This window comes from Sedimentibacter sp. (assembly GCF_033447055.1).
In the GTDB taxonomy this organism is placed as follows: domain Bacteria; phylum Bacillota; class Clostridia; order Tissierellales; family Sedimentibacteraceae; genus Sedimentibacter.
The window spans coordinates 14,263-31,749 of record NZ_JAWQJF010000110.1 but is presented as its reverse complement, the minus strand read 5'-3'; the positions used below and the strand labels follow the sequence as shown (position 1 = coordinate 31,749).

The 17,487-nt window shown below is 34.4% G+C and carries 14 protein-coding genes, 1 riboswitch and 2 other annotated features; of the genes, 7 read left to right on the top strand and 7 right to left on the bottom strand.

Going from position 1 to position 17,487, the window contains the following annotated elements; all coding sequences use genetic code 11:
• From SA378_RS07605 to SA378_RS07595, 3 genes are all read left to right on the top strand, one after another.
• On the top strand, positions 1 to 781 hold a 781-nt coding region (locus tag SA378_RS07605; protein ID WP_318525387.1), incomplete at its 5' end, for an ABC transporter permease.
• Positions 778 to 1,449 (top strand): ABC transporter ATP-binding protein, encoded by a 672-nt coding sequence (locus SA378_RS07600; RefSeq protein ID WP_318525386.1) that lies wholly within the window; start codon positions 778 to 780, stop codon positions 1,447 to 1,449. The genes SA378_RS07605 and SA378_RS07600, both read left to right, overlap by 4 nt.
• A gap of 808 nt (positions 1,450 to 2,257) precedes the next feature.
• Positions 2,258 to 2,536, top strand: a complete 279-nt coding sequence (locus SA378_RS07595) for a hypothetical protein (protein ID WP_318525385.1) — start codon at positions 2,258 to 2,260, stop codon at positions 2,534 to 2,536.
• 36 nt (positions 2,537 to 2,572) lie between these two features.
• Here SA378_RS07595 and SA378_RS07590 read toward each other — a convergent pair whose 3' ends face one another.
• Positions 2,573 to 2,836, bottom strand: coding sequence for a hypothetical protein (locus SA378_RS07590; RefSeq protein WP_318525384.1), 264 nt, complete (start codon positions 2,834 to 2,836; stop codon positions 2,573 to 2,575).
• Between the two features lie 162 nt (positions 2,837 to 2,998).
• On the opposite strand from SA378_RS07590, the gene SA378_RS07585 reads away from it, so the two are divergent.
• On the top strand, positions 2,999 to 3,196 hold the full coding sequence (locus tag SA378_RS07585; RefSeq protein WP_318525383.1) for a DUF378 domain-containing protein: 198 nt from the start codon (positions 2,999 to 3,001) through the stop codon (positions 3,194 to 3,196).
• Positions 3,197 to 3,327: 131 nt separating this feature from the next.
• On the opposite strand, the gene SA378_RS07580 is transcribed toward SA378_RS07585, so the two are convergent.
• The 3 genes from SA378_RS07580 to tyrS form a co-directional block, all read right to left on the bottom strand.
• On the bottom strand, positions 3,328 to 4,680 hold the full coding sequence (locus tag SA378_RS07580) for a TldD/PmbA family protein (protein ID WP_318525382.1): 1,353 nt from the start codon (positions 4,678 to 4,680) through the stop codon (positions 3,328 to 3,330).
• Positions 4,680 to 6,071 (bottom strand): TldD/PmbA family protein, encoded by a 1,392-nt coding sequence (locus SA378_RS07575; RefSeq protein WP_318525381.1) that lies wholly within the window; start codon positions 6,069 to 6,071, stop codon positions 4,680 to 4,682. The genes SA378_RS07580 and SA378_RS07575 overlap by 1 nt, the downstream gene beginning before the upstream one ends.
• Before the next feature lie 188 nt (positions 6,072 to 6,259).
• Positions 6,260 to 7,492: a tyrosine--tRNA ligase gene (tyrS, locus tag SA378_RS07570; protein ID WP_318525380.1), complete on the bottom strand. Its 1,233-nt coding sequence runs from the start codon at positions 7,490 to 7,492 to the stop codon at positions 6,260 to 6,262.
• Between the two features lie 170 nt (positions 7,493 to 7,662).
• Positions 7,663 to 7,878, bottom strand: a binding site (T-box leader).
• Between the two features lie 375 nt (positions 7,879 to 8,253).
• Here tyrS and SA378_RS07565 point away from each other — a divergent pair.
• The 3 genes from SA378_RS07565 (at position 8,254) to SA378_RS07555 (ending at position 11,369) form a co-directional block, all read left to right on the top strand.
• Positions 8,254 to 8,973: a CAP domain-containing protein gene (locus SA378_RS07565; protein WP_318525379.1), complete on the top strand. Its 720-nt coding sequence runs from the start codon at positions 8,254 to 8,256 to the stop codon at positions 8,971 to 8,973.
• A gap of 264 nt (positions 8,974 to 9,237) precedes the next feature.
• Positions 9,238 to 9,339, top strand: a riboswitch (purine riboswitch).
• Between the two features lie 143 nt (positions 9,340 to 9,482).
• On the top strand, positions 9,483 to 10,940 hold the full coding sequence (locus SA378_RS07560; protein ID WP_318525378.1) for an NCS2 family permease: 1,458 nt from the start codon (positions 9,483 to 9,485) through the stop codon (positions 10,938 to 10,940).
• Between the two features lie 276 nt (positions 10,941 to 11,216).
• Positions 11,217 to 11,369: a hypothetical protein gene (locus tag SA378_RS07555; RefSeq protein ID WP_318525377.1), complete on the top strand. Its 153-nt coding sequence runs from the start codon at positions 11,217 to 11,219 to the stop codon at positions 11,367 to 11,369.
• A gap of 223 nt (positions 11,370 to 11,592) precedes the next feature.
• Here SA378_RS07555 and SA378_RS07550 read toward each other — a convergent pair whose 3' ends face one another.
• The 3 genes from SA378_RS07550 to SA378_RS07540 form a co-directional block, all read right to left on the bottom strand.
• Positions 11,593 to 13,245: a SulP family inorganic anion transporter gene (locus tag SA378_RS07550; RefSeq protein WP_318525376.1), complete on the bottom strand. Its 1,653-nt coding sequence runs from the start codon at positions 13,243 to 13,245 to the stop codon at positions 11,593 to 11,595.
• A gap of 129 nt (positions 13,246 to 13,374) precedes the next feature.
• On the bottom strand, positions 13,375 to 14,391 hold the full coding sequence (locus tag SA378_RS07545) for an alpha-hydroxy-acid oxidizing protein (RefSeq protein WP_318525375.1): 1,017 nt from the start codon (positions 14,389 to 14,391) through the stop codon (positions 13,375 to 13,377).
• 66 nt (positions 14,392 to 14,457) lie between these two features.
• Positions 14,458 to 17,112: a valine--tRNA ligase gene (locus SA378_RS07540; RefSeq protein WP_318525374.1), complete on the bottom strand. Its 2,655-nt coding sequence runs from the start codon at positions 17,110 to 17,112 to the stop codon at positions 14,458 to 14,460.
• A 148-nt stretch (positions 17,113 to 17,260) separates the two neighbouring features.
• Positions 17,261 to 17,466, bottom strand: a binding site (T-box leader).
• Between the last annotated feature and the right edge of the window lie 21 nt (positions 17,467 to 17,487).

Here is a 17,487-nt window from a genome sequence, read left to right as displayed (position 1 = left end):
TCAAATCCTGCTTCAGTTGGAGGAAGCCTGCCTGATGAAGAATTCTATTTTGCAGAGTAAGTACCGCAATTTTTTCATAATATTATTTTGGATACTTGTGTGGGAGATATTATCACTGATAATTAATCAGGAGATTTATCTCCCTTCTCCTCATGCAACATTTATTGCTCTACTAAATTTATTGTCTGAAAAAGAAACATACATAACTTTGCTTTACAGTTCATACAGAACATTATCAGGTTTTCTCATTTCAAGTATTTTAGGTATAATATTTGGATATATCTGCGGAGTTAATAAATCTATTTATTATTTGTTTAACCCTTTAGTGAGCATCATTCGAACTGTGCCTGTAATGTCAATAATTATTATCGCAATAATGTGGTTCAAAGACACAAATGTTCCGATTTTTGTTTCATTTCTCATGTGCTTTCCAATAATTTGGACAAATACTGTGAGTGGCATTAAATCAACAGATATTAAACTTCTTCAACTGTGCAGAGTTTATAATATTAAAAGATCAAGAATTGTCAAGTCTGTTTATTTTTACAGTGCTCTTCCCTACATTAAGGCCGGAATGATTTCAGCCCTAGGCATTAGCTGGAAAGTAACATCTGCTGCAGAAGTTTTAAGCCTTCCTAAATATTCAATAGGGCGTTATTTGTACGATTCAAAAGTATATCTGGAGATTCCTGATTTATTTGCATGGACTATCATGATAGTTCTTTTAAGTATTTTGTTTGAAAACATTTTAAAAATAACGTTTGAAGCAGGCGATATATGATTAGACTAAAAAATGTATCTAAAAAATATGATGAATTGGAAATATTAAAAGATTTTAATATTTCTATAGAAGAAAATAAAATTACATGCTTGTTTGGGTGCTCAGGAGTCGGTAAAACTACCATTGCCAATATTATAGCAGGTCTTATACCTATTGATAAAGGGGAAATAACAGGAACTGAACACGCTGTATTTTCTTACGTTTTTCAAGAACCAAGACTTCTTGAATGGTACAATGTATATGACAATATTGATTTTGTTTTAAAAGACATTTATGATAATGATAAAAGAAAAAAAATTGTAAGCAGTTATATTGAAATGGTTGAATTAACAGATTATAAACTCTTTATGCCAAGGGCTCTGAGCGGTGGAATGGCCCAAAGAGTATCGTTAGCAAGAGCCTTTGCGTATCCTTCAAATATACTCATAATGGATGAACCTTTCAAAGGCCTTGATGTTAAGTTGAAAAAAGATATGATTGCTTTATTTCTTATGCTTTGGAATGTAAGCAAACGAACAGTGCTTTTCATTACTCATGATGTGGATGAAGCTGTCACATTATCCAACACAATTCACATTATTAAAAACAAACATGCAATTTTGGCACAAACAATAGATGTAGACAATACAGACAATAAAGATAGTATAAAAACCATTTTGCTTTCTTAACTGGATTTCTAAACTAAAAAAATGTAAAAAATGTAAATTATTTATAATCTTCCAAGTTTATCTTGACATTTGTCATATTTATATTAATATATATATTAATATTATTATATGCATTTATTAATGTAACTTGATTACAGCTATATAAGATTTTTTTTAATATATTGAGGTATAATAGTAAAAAAAACGGAGGTTAATATGGAATTTAAAATAACAAGTAAAGCAAAAGAAAAATTAATTGAAATAAAAAACCACAATGAACCAATAAAATTGAAAATAACTGGCTTTTCATGATGCGGTGCCGAATTTGGCATTGTTTCGGAGAAACAATCAGAAAATGATAAAGTTTACACAGCAGAAGGAATTGATATAATTGTTTCTGATGAATTGGAAGGCGCTATAAGCGGTGTTGAAATAGATTATTCAACAAATTTCTTCAAAAGAGGATTTGAAATCACTCCAAAGTTCAATAGATAATTGGAGGTGCCTATGAAATTTATTATTACTGACAAGGCAAAAGCAAAGCTGTCCTTAATGCAAGAACAAAATATACCAATAATGTTGATAGCATCCCCAGTTGGATGAAGCGGTTTTATTTATAAAATTGTTTCGGCGAAACAATCTAAAAAAGATAATGTGTATAATGTTGACGGAATTGATATAATTGTTCCCAAAAATTTAGAATCTTCTTTGAAGGGTGCAAAAATTGATTACAGAGGTTTCATTTTCAAGGACTTTTTTGTAACACCAAAGTATTCATAAGAAAAAGATAACAAAATAAGGTAGTACCGCAAGTGCTGATAGGTGATGTATGTATAAGTTATGGGCTAAAAAAATAAAATACAATAAGATTATAAGCTCCATTGTAGTTAAAAACAAAGAAAATATATCACTTGAACAGAAGCGTGACAAATGCCTGAAAGAAATATGTCAGAAGCTTGATATAAGTGTACCTATTTGGCTTAAAAAACACGAACTTGAATTTTCTCAGTTTAAATATGTCATTTTTACTACTCAAGACTTTATTGATGAAATTGATTTTGACAAACTTGAAATTGAGCTTATAGATGATGGTACGAATAAAATATAACAGTTAAAAAATCTGCCTGTTTTCCAGGCAGATTTTTTATTTGTCATACATGCCATATAATGCAACTAGAAGCAAGAAAAACCAAAGAAGGGTATCCATACTTATTCCGCAATCGCTTTGACATACAATACACACCAAAATTAAAAAGAAAAACAATAAAGAAGAATCTATTCCTCCTGCTCCTAAAACAGGATTTTTTCTAATTGGAATTGGTACACAAGGCGGTTTTGGCCCTCTACCACATTGAATATTTGAATTTTCATTAGCTTCAACAATATTTTCAGGTCTACAATTATCCATAATTACCTCCTCGATAAATAATACATTTTTTATTTATTATATTCTCTTAAAAAATATATGTTAAATATTTCGATGAAGAGTATGTAAATATTTTTGAATAAGTGCATAATCTAGAAAATTCTTGCAATAATAACATTATATTTAATTGAGGAGGATTAGCCTATGGATAAATTTGCATTGGTATTAGTCATCATAGGAGCCATAAACTGGGGGCTTATAGCATTATTCCAGTTTGACTTAGTTGCCGCTATATTCGGAGGCCAGACAGCAATATTCAGCCGCTTGGTTTATGGACTTGTTGGCTTGGCAGGATTATACTGCATTACATTATTGTTCAACGAACGTGAAAAAGTAGATTAAAATTAAAGAACTAGTTAAAAGACAATCCAGCATAATGGATTGTCTTTTTATGATTAATTGCAACATTGTATTACTAATAAAAAAACTGAGTCGTGCAACTGATAAATTAAGAGAAGAGATAATTCTTCTATTTATTCACCAGCTATTGCAAGTTTTTTTATTTTAAGTGAAGGTGATCCTATGTATGCTTCTCCAGGCAAACCAAATTTTAAATCTGAACCTGTTTCTTCTATATTTTTAAGAAGCTCAAAATAATTTCCTGCAACAGTAATTTGCTCAACAGGTCTTGCTATTTTTCCGCCTTTTATTTCAAAGCCTAATGCTGCCAGTGAAAAATCTCCTGACACAGAATTAAGTCCGGAATGCAGACCTTGCAGCTCTGTGATTAAAATGCCGCTTTCCATAGATGAAATTATTTCTTCCAACGATTTTTCTCCTTTTTCCACATAAAAATTTGAAGGTGCTATGTCAATGGAAGATTTGTAAGAGCCCTTGCTTGCATTTCCTGTAGTTTCAATTCCATCCTTTTTAGATGTTTTTAAATTGTGAAAATATGTTTTTAAAACTCCCTTTTCTACTACTTTCTTATACTTGCAGGCAACTCCTTCTCCGTCAAAGGATTTGGAAGCTAATCCTCCTTCCATAAATGGGTCATCAACAAGCGTAAATTTATCGCTTCCTATCTGTTCATTTAATTTTCCTTTTAAAAGCGATAGGTTTTTTTGCACACTTTCTGCTGAAAAAATGCCCGTAAATGCTTCTAACAAATCAGCAGCAGCATTATTTCTGATTACAACCGCATAATCCCCTGATTTTATGGACTTAGCTCCCAATAATGCCAATGCTTCATTTACAGCTTCTTCTGCAATTTCCTTGGCATTAAACTTGCTGAAGTCATTTCCGGTTCTGTATGCCATACCTGTTTTTATATCATCTTTATCTTTAACAACTACGACTGCATAAGTGTATGCAATGTTGCCTTTGTCATGTAGATAAAGTCCTTTTGTATTGGACATGATTGTTTCCCCGTAGCCATCGCCGTAAACACATGTTTCCACAGATGTAACTTTTTCATCGATTTTATAAGCTTCATCTTCCAATTGTTTTACAAAGTTTATTTTTTCAGTTTCTTTAACTTTATCCAATTCAGGATTGAAGGTATCAACTTTCTTGTATTCCTTTGACCCTTCAAAGATGTATTCTTCATCATCGGAATCTATTACTGTAGCATTTTCCAATACATTTTTAACTAACAAATCAATTGATGATTCATCTACTTTTTCAGTATAGGAATAACCCATTTTTCCTTTGTAAACACCTCTTAGGGACAATCCTTCGCTTTCTGATAGGCTGTATCCATCAAGTTCCTTTTGAAATACTTTTAATGATAGGCTGCTGCCTTCTGAGTAATAAACTTCCATGTCACCTAAGCCGCTTTTTTTGCCTTCAGCAAATATTTTATCTATCAATGATTTCATTTCCATTATTTTTCACCTTCTCTTCCGCCAACAGTTATTTCCGAAACTCTAATCATAGGCTGGCCTACATTTGCTGGTATACTTCCACTTACAGAACCGCACATCCCCTGTCCGTGAGTTAAATTGTTTCCCACCATATCTATTTTATTTAATATGTCAGTTCCTTTTCCAATTAATGTTGCTCCTCTCACAGGATCTTTAATTTTTCCATTTTCAACAATATAGCCTTCCATAACAGAAAAGTTGAATTCACCTGTGCTTGGATTTACTGAACCGCCACCCATGTATTTTGCGTAAATGCCTTTTTCTGTATTTGCAATTATTTCTTCCGGTGTAGATTTTCCGTTGTCAATAAAAGTATTAGACATACGGGATGTTGGAGCATATCTGTAAGACTGTCTTCTTCCGGAACCTGTAATGTCCATGTTCATTCTTCTGGCATTTAGTTTATCAATCATGTAGCCTTTAAGTATGCCGTTTTCAATCAGCACATTTCTGTGTGACGGAGTACCTTCATCATCAATATTGAAAGAACCCCATTCATTCGGTATCGTTCCGTCATCAATTGCAGTTACAAGAGGGGATGCAATTTGCTGCCCGACTTTTCCTGAAAACACAGAAAGGCCCTTTGCAACTGATGTTGCTTCCAAACCATGACCGCATGCTTCGTGGAATATTACGCCGCCAAAGCCATTATCAATTATAACAGGCATCTTTCCGCTAGGGCTGTACTTAGCATTTACCATGGTCACTGCTACTCTTGATGCCTCCTTGGCATATTTTTCAACATCAAGATTTTCAAAAAATTCATATCCCTTGCTTGAACCCGGACCAAAGAAACCTGACTGCATTTCTCCATTTTTGCTTGCTATGGCAGAAATTGCAATGCGGGAACGAATGCGTTTATCTTCTTTCCACAATCCTTCTGAGTTTGCAACCATTATGTCTTGATTGTAATCCGTATAGCTTACAGTAACTTGGGTTATTAAATCGTCATAATTAAATGCAGTGTCGTAGGCCTTACGCATGAGCTGTACTTTTTTTGTTTTTTCCACGGTGTTTGGGTCTATATGTATAGTGTTTATATTATTAACTGATGTTTTATTAAGGTTTACTGATATGTTTCCAACAGCTCCTTCTATTGCTGCAGCAGCCTTTTTGGCTGTTAATATTAAAGATTCTCTGTCTGATTTGTTGCTGTATGCATATACGCTGTTGAATCCCTTGAATATACGAATTCCAACACCGTAATCTCTTCCTGTCATTGTGCTTTCAACTTTTCCGCCTATCATTACAATACCGTTGTTTGTTCTGTCTTCAACATATATTTCTGCAAAATCACCACCTGTTTGTAAAGCAGCAGTTAATGTATCTTCAATTACTTGCTTGTTTAACACATAATCACTCCTATCATTTTATATTGTCATCATATATTACTATAATATTTTACCATAATTTCCTTAAACTATTAATAATTTTTATAATTTAAATTAAAAAAGAGATACTTTACTAAACGTTCTGAATGACATCTGAATTCTTGAACGAGTGAAATATCTCTTATTTTTTAATTTTTTACCTTAATATATTAAACTAATTTTATTCTATGATATATTTTCTTACCTTTTTTGATTATAAGTTTTTCATCTTCGAAATCCGCTACAGTTACAACTGCATTCACATCTCCTACTACAATGTCATTAACCGTAACTCCTGATTGTTCTACTAGCCTTCTTCCTTCACTCTTGGTCTTAATTAAACCTGCTTTAACCATAAGGTCAATTACAGTCATTCCATCCCCAAGTTCTTCTTTTGTCAAATCTGTAGTAGGCATATTTTCAGATTCTGCACCTTTTCCAAATAACGCTCTTGCTGCTTCCTGTGCATTGATTGCATCTTCTTCTGAATGAATAAGTTTTGTTACTTCAAATGCCAAAACTTCCTTTGCCTTGTTTATTTCAGAGCCTTCCAATGCTCCAAGACGTCTAACTTCATCCATAGGCAGAAATGTAAGAAGTGCCAGACATTTTTCAACATCTGCATCATCTATGTTTCTCCAGTACTGGTAAAAATCATATGGTGATGTTTTATTTCTATCAAGCCACAATGCTCCCTTTTCAGTCTTGCCCATTTTCTTTCCTTCGCTGTTTGTCAAAAGGGCAAATGTCATTCCATATACTTGTTCGCCTGATTTTTTCCTTGTCAATTCAACGCCGCCTATTATATTTGACCATTGGTCGTTGCCGCCAAACTGCATTTTGCAACCATATTTTTGATTTAATACATAAAAATCATAAGACTGCATCAGCATGTAACCAAATTCAAAGAATGTAAGACCTTGTTCCATTCTATTTTTATAACATTCTGCTGTGAGCATTCTGTTTACAGAAAAATGAACGCCGACTTCTCTCATAAAATCAAGAAAGTTTAAAGGTAAAAGCCAATTTGCATTGTTATCCATTATTGCTTTGCCTTCTGAAAAATCCAAGAATTTTTCAAACACTTTTTTGAAATTCTCAGCATTCTGAGCAATTATTTCTTTCGTCATAATAGAACGCATGCCTGTTCTGTCACTTGGGTCTCCAATCATTGTAGTCCCACCGCCTAAAAGAGCTATCGGTCTGTGTCCGTATTGCTGCATAATTGACATAACCATTATTTGTATGTAGTGACCTATGTGAAGACTGTCTGCCGTAGGGTCAAATCCTATATAAAATGTCACTGATTCTTTTCCTAATAAATCTCTTATTTCATCTTCATGAGTACATTGTTCTAAATATCCTCTTTCTCTTAATACATCAAAAACGTTTTGTTTTTCCATACTATTCCTCCACTTTAATTTTTTTCTCAAATACGCAGTCTCGTTCACCAATTTATACCTCGCTGTCGCTCGCATAAATTGGGAACTCGTTGCGGTTGCCCTACCGCCATTTTTCAGAAAAAACACCCTGAAAAATGGCGGTAGGGCATACAAAAAGGGTCATCTCTCCGTAAAAGGACGAGATAACCCGTGGTACCACCTTAATTCGCATCATACGCTTTTTAGCGTTAATTGCCTCTTCCTGATTTAACGGACAGATAATCCGCTGTGTCTTCCACAGTAACTCCAGAATTGTATTTCACACTTTGTTCTGTGAATCTTTCACCAACCGATCCACTCTCTATTTTGTAACCAAAATGTTACTTAAGTTCCTTCAAAGTTATGATATAATTAGTATATAAAAAAAATGATAATATAAAACTCAAACATTGTCAAGATTTTATTGCATTTATATGTAAATTCTAATAACATATGTTGTCCAACCTTCTAATTTATGTCAATTTTAACTCATTTTCCTTACAGTTTTTATAATTATTCTCCATCATTTTGAAATTAATATGTAATATATTTTTTAGAATACTAAATTGTGTAATATAATTGTCACATTTGACATTTTAAGAAGTTTTTGCGTGTTTCTTTAAAAATATGTACGTGCTATAATTCCTTATGACGAAAAACTCATTAACAAGTTCTAAAATTTCCAAAGAAGCAAGGCGTATCTTGTTTCCTAAAAAATCTAAAGACTAAATAGGAGTGAATTTATGAAAAAGAAAGTATTAGCATTAACATTAACTGCAGCTTTAGCGTTATCATCAACATCAGCATTTGCTGCAACAACAAATTGTACAAAGGTAACAAATTATGATATAAACAGTTTATTGAAAATTTTTACGAGCAACTCATGCGTAAAACAATATAAGCTGACTGTAAATGGAAAGACAGTAGATTTGAACACAGTAGATTTAAATACTGTGCTCAATACAAACACAACTAAGACTGTTAAAACACAGCCAGTTGCAAAGACTGCTGTAACTCAGCCGGTAGCTGTTAAACCAGCTGCAACTCAGCCAGTAACTACGGCTCCTGCAGCGACTCAGCCAGCAGCAACACAGCCAACAACACCAACAACTAACACAACAGTTTCTTCGTCAAATTTATCATATGAACAAAAAGTAGCAGAACTTGTGAACGTTGAAAGACAAAAAGCTGGCTTGTCAGCACTTACATTAGATTCAACAATCTCTAATGTTGCAAGAACAAAGTCAAAAGATATGGCAACTAACAACTATTTTGCACATCAGTCACCAACGTACGGAAGTGCCGGAGATATGTTAACTAAATTTGGAATCAAATGGTCAGCATGGGGTGAAAATATTGCCTCAGGACAAAGAACTCCAGAAGCGGTTGTTACAGCATGGATGAATTCAGCAGGACACAAAGCAAATATCCTTTCACCTAATTTTTCAAAAATAGGTGTATGATATGCTACCAACTCTAACGGAACACCATACTGGACACAAATGTTCACAAACTAAGCAGATGACCATGTTTTGCAGATGACCCAAATTTTAATTTAGTTAAAAATACCGCATACTGAATGCGGTATTTTTGCATTTAACTTTACTGTACAATTTTATGAAAAAGTTAGTAATTAGTTTAAATTCAGATGAAATATGAATAATTGTTTTAATTTTATAACTAAAATCATTGCAGTTTTTTTTAATATAATATATAATACAGAAGTTGAAATTAAATATTAATGCATCAATATAATATGGATAATATGGTTCCAAAGTTTCTACCAAACAGCCGTAAATTGTTTGACTATTGATTTGTACTGTTTATTAATCCAATATATGATGCGAGTAGGGTTTTTTCTATTCGCTTTTTATTTGTTTTATAATGTATTTATATATTGAATTTGGAAATAGTGAACATTAGTAGTTAATATTTTTGTTTCTCAAAAAATATTTTAACACAGGAGGAATTTATGGAAAAGTATTTCAAATTAAAAGAAAACGGCACTAACGTATCCACAGAGATTATGGCCGGATTCACAACATTTTTTGCAATGTCTTATATTATTTTTGTTAATCCGGCAATATTATCAGCAACAGGAATGCCATCACAAGCAGTATTCTTGTCAACAATTATAGCTGCGGTAATAGGAACTCTCATAATGGGTTTGTTTGCAAATGTACCTTATGCACAGGCACCAGGAATGGGTCTTAACGCATTTTTCACTTACACCGTTGTCTTTGCTCTTGGCTTCACATGGGAGCAGGCATTAGCACTTGTATTTATCTGTGGTATTGTAAATATAATTATTACTGTTACAAAAATTCGTAAAAGTATTATAAAAGCAATCCCAGAAAGTTTGCAAAACGCAATAAGCGGTGGAATTGGAATATTCATAGCATACATTGGAATAAAAGGAGCTAACCTGGTTCAATTTACTTCAGAGTCTGCAAACATACTGTCAGTAAACGGTCAAGCTTTTGCAGCAGATGGTACATACTCAGGCATATTCTCTGTTGTAACAAATGGAGGCATAATACCGGCACTTGTTGATTTCACCAACTCAGGTACCCAACTTGCTTTGGTTGGTCTTGCAATTTTAGTTGTATTGTTAGTTTTAAAAGTTAAAGGCGCTATACTTATTAGCATTATAACAACAACATTAATCGGTATACCTTTCGGAGTTGTTGATATTTCTGCAGCATCTATTACTTCCGGAGGTTTATCATCTTCATTTACAGCATTAGGAACAACTTTTGGTGCAGCTTTCGGCCATAACGGAATGCAGTCGTTATTTTCTGACCCTACACGTATTCCTTTAGTAATAATGACAATCTTTGCATTCAGTTTATCAGATACATTTGATACAATTGGCACATTTATAGGAACAGGAAGAAGAAGCGGAATTTTCAGCGAAGAAGATCAAAAATCACTTGAAACAAGCACCGGTTTTAAATCTAAGATGGATAAAGCATTATTCGCAGATGCTATAGCAACATCTGTAGGAGCAATATTCGGAACATCTAATACAACAACATATGTTGAAAGTGCTGCAGGTATAGGTGCCGGCGGACGTACAGGCTTAACAAGCGTAATTACAGCATTGTTATTCCTCGCATGTATATTGATTGCTCCAATTGCAGGAATGGTTCCTTCAGCTGCAACATCACCTGTTTTAATAATAGTTGGTGTAATGATGATGTCATCATTTACTAAAATTAATTGGGAAGATCTTGAAGAAGCTATTCCTGCATTCTTCGCGTCAGTTTTCATGGGATTTTCTTACAGCATATCTTATGGAATTGCAGGAGGTTTCATATTCTATTGCTTGATTAAAATATGCAAGGGAAAACTAAATGAAGTTCATCCAATACTCATTGTTTCAGCCATACTGTTCTTATTAAACTTTGTAGTTTTGGCAGTATTATAATTATTTCATAATCAATAATTCAAAGGCAAAAGGATCTTTATGATACTTTTGCCTTTTTTGATTTTATTATTGAACTTCTTGCATTTTTGAGCAAATTCTCAGATTTCATCTTTTGCATCATTTTATATTTTATGACTTTATTCTCATATAAATTGCATTTAATTATCGTGAAAATGTTTATTTCCTATTATTTTTATAATTTTTGCATCTTTCTATTTACAAGTTGCATTTTTGATGTTATAATAAATCATAAGATTAAGTGTTGGAGGTATTTAAATGGGCATGCCAGTGAAGGATATTAAAGATGTTGTTGCAAAAATGAACTTTAAAAAATGTGGAACTATCACATGTATATTTAATGTAGACGGAAAATGCAGCCAAAAAGAATGTGAACTTCATGAAAGAGGACTTAAACAAGAAGAAGATTAATACAGAAGGTAGAATAATGAATATAAAAATTAATTCAAACTAAAAAGCGGAAATAATATAATATTATCTTCCGCTTTTATTATGTAAAAAAGTTGCTCCGCAACTCCACTAGGGGGACCTATGTCCCCCTTCGGCGCAAAACTGCATTCGCATTTTTGCTGAGCACCCCCCCCTTGACGGCAAGGACGTCCCGTCCTTTGCAATCCTCGTTTTATGCATTTAATTATATTGCAAGTTCATCATTTTCGGTTTGTATTACGTTCAGGAACCTCAACGCTCCTATTGCATCCCAGAAGAAACAATCCTCTCCTATTAAATCAGTTAGTCCGGAGCGGTCAAACATTTCTTTTACATCGCACTGAACTCCGCAAAATATTAGCTTTGTTCCGATTTTTGATATTTTATTTACAACATCCTTGAATTCAATAACTGCAGACTCATCAATGCTGGTCACTGCTCTCATTGAGATTATCATATTTTCAGCATCTACTGAATGTTCAACCAATTGTGTAAGTTTTTCTCTTGTTATAAAGAACAACGGACCTGTTAAATAAACAATTTTTGTATTGTCAAAATCTTCAGCAACATCATGTCCTTTTATTCTTTTCAAATCCACAGTGCTTACATCAATTTTCAAATCGCTGTTTTTCATTACAAACATCATTATTCCTGAAAATACTCCTATTAAAATTGCAATTGTAAGATCAAACATTACTGTAGCTGCCATTGTTATTGTAAATTCCAAAATTGCTGTGCCAAACTTTTTATTAAAAATATATTTAATTTCATGCCATTCATTCATGCGCCACGCTGTAACCATCAAAACACCAGCAAGAGCCGACAATGGAATCTTAGACATTACAGAGCCTAACAAAAACATTGAAGCAATCAGTCCAACGGAATGTATTACACTTACTAAACGTGTTTGTGCTCCGGATTTAATTGCAACGCTTGTACGAGCTATTGCTGCAGTTGCCGGAACACCTCCAAAAAATGGTATTAATACATTGCCAATACCTTGAGCCACTAACTCCCTGTCTGCATTTAATGGTTCGTTTTTCATTTTGCCAGCAGATGCACCACACAACAAACTTTCAATCATTCCAAGCATTGCTATGCTTATAGCCGGATTAATCATGTTAATTATATTTGAAACAGACATAACACCAAATGTAAGCCTGTTTTCTGAAAATAAAGTTTTTGGAATTTCTCCTACTACATCAACAGGCAATTCAAAAATCCAATTAATTGCTAAAGCTATTATTATGCCGGCTAAGGAAGACGGAAATTTTGCATTCCATTTTTTAGGCCATATTACCATAACAAAAACAACAAGCAATCCAAATAAAATTGCGTATAGATTTGTTGAAAAACCAAGTTCTGCATAAGACATAATCTTCTCTATTGCATTTTCACCTTGTGAAGTTGTTCCTAAAAAGTTATCGACTTGCCCAAGTGCTATGATTACTGCAATTCCTGATGTGAATCCAGTAATAACAGGCGCCGGTATAAATGATACAAGCCGTCCAAAACGAAAAGCTGCAGCTATAAGAAGTATTATTCCTGATATAAATCCTGCTAAAAAAACACCTTCCATTCCATGTTTCATAGCTAATGACATTAAAATTGCAGACATTGCTCCGGTAGGTCCTGATATTTGATAAGAGGCCCCTGAAAGTCCGCCTATCAAAAGTCCTGCAATAATTGCTGTTATAAGTCCCGAAGCTGCATCAGCTCCCGAACTGACACCGAAAGCGAGCGCAAGTGGTAATGCAACTGCAGTTACTGTAAGACCAGCCATTATGTCATTAGTTAATTTTTTGTGATCATAATCTTTAAACTCAAGTCTTAAATCTTGAACATACTGTTTAATCATTTTTCTCTCCTAATAATTGCTTATTACTAAATACAATACCTTGTGAATACTATCACTTTTCTTAATTAAATGCAACAAAAAAATCGCTGATTTTTCAACGATTTTTATGAAAACATTTCCTTAACTTTTTTATAATATTACTTTGTCCATCGTTATATCGCTTAAATTTTTGCAGCCTGTCATAATCATAACATCTCTTAATTCAGCGCCGATTTTATTTGTATAAAGTTCAACACCTTCAGCTCCGCCTCCGAAAGCAGCTATTACATAAGGTCTTCCGATTAATGCTGCATCGGCTCCTAAAGCTATTGCTTTAAATACATCAGAACCTGAACGAATTCCACCGTCAACGAAAATTTTCATTTTATCTCCAACAGCTTCTCTTATTTCAGGAAGCATTGAGCAAGGTGCCGGTGCGTCTTGTAGAACCCTTCCGCCGTGGGAAGATACTACAATGCCGTAAGCACCTGCCTCCAAAGCTTTTTTAGCACCTTTTACCGTCATTATTCCTTTAATAACGAAGGGGACCTTTGTAGATGCAACCAGTTCTGAAAGTTCTTCAACGCTTTTTGCCGATACAGGTTTTCCTGCAAGAGCCAAGTTTATAAGTCCTGCAGAATCAATATCCATTGCAAATGCCATTGCTCCTGCTTCTTCGAGCATTTTAATTTTTTCAAGAACCTTATCGTTTTTCCAAGGCTTAATTGTCGGAACTGCTTTACCGTTTACAGCTTTTATATAATGAAGGCTGTCAAGAAACAAACTGTCATTTGGTCCGTCCCCTGTGAAAGCTGCGCCTCCTGCTGCAATTGTTCCATTAACAACAGCATCCATATATTCAGATTCTGTAATTGCTCCGTTGTAGTTTAAATTCATTCCGCCTATTGGTGCTGTAAAAAACGGATATTTAAATGTCCTGTCAAACAATGAAACAGAAGTGTCTTGGCCTTCATTCTGATAAATAGTGTCAAGATGTATTTTTACTGATGCTAAAAATTCAACAGATTCCGTAAAAGCTCTTCCATTTCCTTTTCCGCCGGTACCTGGTATTTCACCTTTGCACACAATTCCATTGCACTCTTTGCATACTCTGCAGTTAGGTGCCATCTTTTTTCTTGCGTTCTCCAATAATTCTTGATATGTCATATGATCTCCCTATTATTATAAGATTTAATTTTACAGAACTACACAGTCGTGTTTAATTTCTTACAGTTATTTAGACTTCATGTGCTCTAATCTTTCAACCACTTTTTCCATCATAGATTGATATTTGCTCATTTTTTCTTTTTCTTCATTTACTACGCTTTCAGGAGCTTTGCTCATGAACTTTTCATTATTTAATTTACCGATAACTCTGTCAAGTTCAGCTTGCAGTCTTGCTTTTTCTTTTTCAAGTCTTTCAATTTCTTTTTCAAAATCAATAAGGTCTGCAAGCGGAAGATAAATTTCAGTTCCTTCTATAACTGATGATGCTGTATCTTCACCAATTTGAGTTTTATCATGAACAACTTTTACTTCAGTTATATTTGCGAGAGTAGCAAAATACTGAACGCCTGATTGAATAAACTGCTTAGTATCTTCTTTTGAAGGAACAAATATAGCCCTTGCTTTTCTTGAAGGAGCAACATTCATTTCTGCTCTTGTGTTACGGATGCTTCTTACTGCTTCCATTATGAATTCCATATTTTTTTCAGCTTCTTCAAAATTCTCTTCTTCAGTATACTTCGGCCAGTCTGCCTTTATAAGTCTTGAAGAAGTTTCTGGCAGGAAAGACCATATTTCTTCAGTGATAAAAGGCATGAACGGATGCAATAATTTAAGCATGTCTTTTAAAACCTTTATTAAAACAAATCTTGCAGTATTCTTATCAGTTCCCTCTTCACCATATAGTCTAGGTTTTACAATTTCAATGTACCAGTCGCAATATTCATTCCAGATGAAGTCATAAACCCTTTGTGCAGCCATTCCAAGTTCGAATTTGTCAAGGTTGTCTGTTATCTCTTTTGTTGCCTTGTTCATTCTTGAAATAATCCACTTATCTTCAGTCTTGTAATTTGACGCAGCAGTTTCTTCATCTATTAAATCACCGTCAATATTCATAAGAACAAATCTGGATGCATTCCACAGCTTGTTGGCAAAATTACGGCTGGACTCCAATCTGTCATTGTTAAAACGAGTATCATTTCCCGGTGATATACCTGTCATAAGCATAAATCTTAACGCGTCTGCTCCAAACTGGTCTACAACTTCCAGTGGATCAATACCATTTCCAAGAGATTTGCTCATCTTTCTTCCTTCCGCATCTCTAACCAAGCCATGAATAAATACATATTTAAATGGTGACTCACCTGTCATTTCAATAGCAGAAAACACCATACGAACTACCCAGAAGAATATAATATCATAGCCTGTAACCAATACATCCGTAGGATAGAAGTATTTTAAGTCTTCTGTATTATTAGGCCATCCCAAAGTTGAAAAAGGCCAGAGTCCTGAAGAGAACCATGTGTCAAGTACATCCTCGTCTTGTTTTATGTTTGTGCTGCCGCATTTAGAACATTTGTCAGGTGCTGTTTTCGATACCATAAGCTCGCCGCATTCCTGACAGTAATAAGCAGGAATTCTGTGTCCCCACCAAAGCTGTCTTGATATGCACCAGTCTCTTATATTTTCAAGCCAATGGGTATATATTTTTGTAAAGCGTTCAGGAACTAATTCTACTTCCTTGTTTTCCCCTGCTTTAAGAGCCGGTTCAGCAAGAGGCTTCATTTTAACGAACCATTGGTCTGATACTCTCGGTTCAACTATGTTGTGGCATCTGTAGCAAGTTCCTACATTATGGTCTGTGTTTTCTATTTTTACAATAAATCCGTTTTCTTCAAGTTCCCTAACAAATTCTTTTCTGCAGTCGAATCGGTCCATACCGTTGTACTTTCCTGCTTCTTCATTCATTGTTCCGTCTTCATTCATGCAGTTAATTTGCTCTAAATTGTGACGAAGACCTATTTCAAAGTCGTTAGGATCGTGGCAAGGAGTTATCTTAAGGGCTCCTGTTCCCTTTGTAATATCCGGATATTCATCAGCGATTATAGGGATTTCTCTTCCTACCAACGGTACAATAACTTTCTTGCCTATTAAATGTTTATATCTTTCATCGTCAGGATGCGCAGCTATGGCAACATCACCGAATATTGTCTCCGGTCTTGTTGTTGCTACTGTAAAGTATTCATCAGGATTTTCAACATAAGGATATTTTACGTAATAGTACTTGCCCGGAGTATCCTCATGTTCAACCTCTGCATCGGACAATGTTGTTTGACAGTCAGGACACCAGTTGATTATTCTGTTTCCTTTATAAATAAGTCCCTTCTCGTAAAGCTTTATAAAAAACTCAACTACAGCTTCATTGCAGCCTTCATCCATGGTAAATCTTTCTCTTGACCAGTCGCATGAATTTCCAAGCTTCTTAACTTGCTGAACAATTCTTCCGCCGTATTCTTCCTTCCATTTCCATGCACGTTTTAAAAATTCATCTCTTCCTATATCTTCCTTTGTTTTACCTTCATCTTTCTTAAGCCTTTCAACAACCTTAACTTCAGTTGCAATACTTGCGTGATCAGAACCGGGAAGCCACAGCGCCTCATAGCCCTGCATCCTCTTCCATCTTATCAAAACATCCTGCAGAGTCATATCTAAGGCATGCCCCATGTGAAGCTGCCCTGTTATGTTTGGAGGAGGCATCACAATTGTGAATGGCTTCTTATCCTTATTTACTTCTGCTCTAAAACAATTTTCTTCCATCCAAATATCATAAATCTTATCTTCAAATTCTTTTGGATTGTACTTGCTTGGTATATTAGTACTCATATTTTTATATTCCTTTCATTATTTTTTAACTTCTGGGGGACCTTCTAGGGGACGGACCTTTTTGGGACCGGGAACCGGGGCTCGCTTCCGCTCACATAAATTGGTAACTCGTTGCGGTTGGGCATACAAAAAACGGGTTTTCTCCCTTCAAAAGGACGAGAAAACCCGCGGTACCACCTAATTTCCATTACGGCTCTTATATTAATAACGGTCCGACCGTTTAATCTTACTGTTAATTCAGATTAAATGCTCCAAAGCTACCTTCGATACACATTTACCTATGAAACCTTTCAACCTTTGGATTTCACTCTCTGTAAAGTTTATGTACTTACTCTTCTTTTTCATCGCAAAATATTTAATTACCTATCATGATAT

Coding starts and splice junctions, on each gene's coding strand:
- SA378_RS07600 (WP_318525386.1), top strand. CDS start 778: ATGATTAGACTAAAAAATGTATCTAAAAAATATGATGAATTGGAAATA.
- SA378_RS07595 (WP_318525385.1), top strand. CDS start 2,258: ATGTATAAGTTATGGGCTAAAAAAATAAAATACAATAAGATTATAAGC.
- SA378_RS07590 (WP_318525384.1), bottom strand. CDS start 2,836: ATGGATAATTGTAGACCTGAAAATATTGTTGAAGCTAATGAAAATTCA.
- SA378_RS07585 (WP_318525383.1), top strand. CDS start 2,999: ATGGATAAATTTGCATTGGTATTAGTCATCATAGGAGCCATAAACTGG.
- SA378_RS07580 (WP_318525382.1), bottom strand. CDS start 4,680: ATGGAAATGAAATCATTGATAGATAAAATATTTGCTGAAGGCAAAAAA.
- tyrS (WP_318525380.1), bottom strand. CDS start 7,492: ATGGAAAAACAAAACGTTTTTGATGTATTAAGAGAAAGAGGATATTTA.
- SA378_RS07565 (WP_318525379.1), top strand. CDS start 8,254: ATGAAAAAGAAAGTATTAGCATTAACATTAACTGCAGCTTTAGCGTTA.
- SA378_RS07560 (WP_318525378.1), top strand. CDS start 9,483: ATGGAAAAGTATTTCAAATTAAAAGAAAACGGCACTAACGTATCCACA.
- SA378_RS07555 (WP_318525377.1), top strand. CDS start 11,217: ATGGGCATGCCAGTGAAGGATATTAAAGATGTTGTTGCAAAAATGAAC.
- SA378_RS07550 (WP_318525376.1), bottom strand. CDS start 13,245: ATGATTAAACAGTATGTTCAAGATTTAAGACTTGAGTTTAAAGATTAT.
- SA378_RS07545 (WP_318525375.1), bottom strand. CDS start 14,391: ATGACATATCAAGAATTATTGGAGAACGCAAGAAAAAAGATGGCACCT.
- SA378_RS07540 (WP_318525374.1), bottom strand. CDS start 17,112: ATGAGTACTAATATACCAAGCAAGTACAATCCAAAAGAATTTGAAGAT.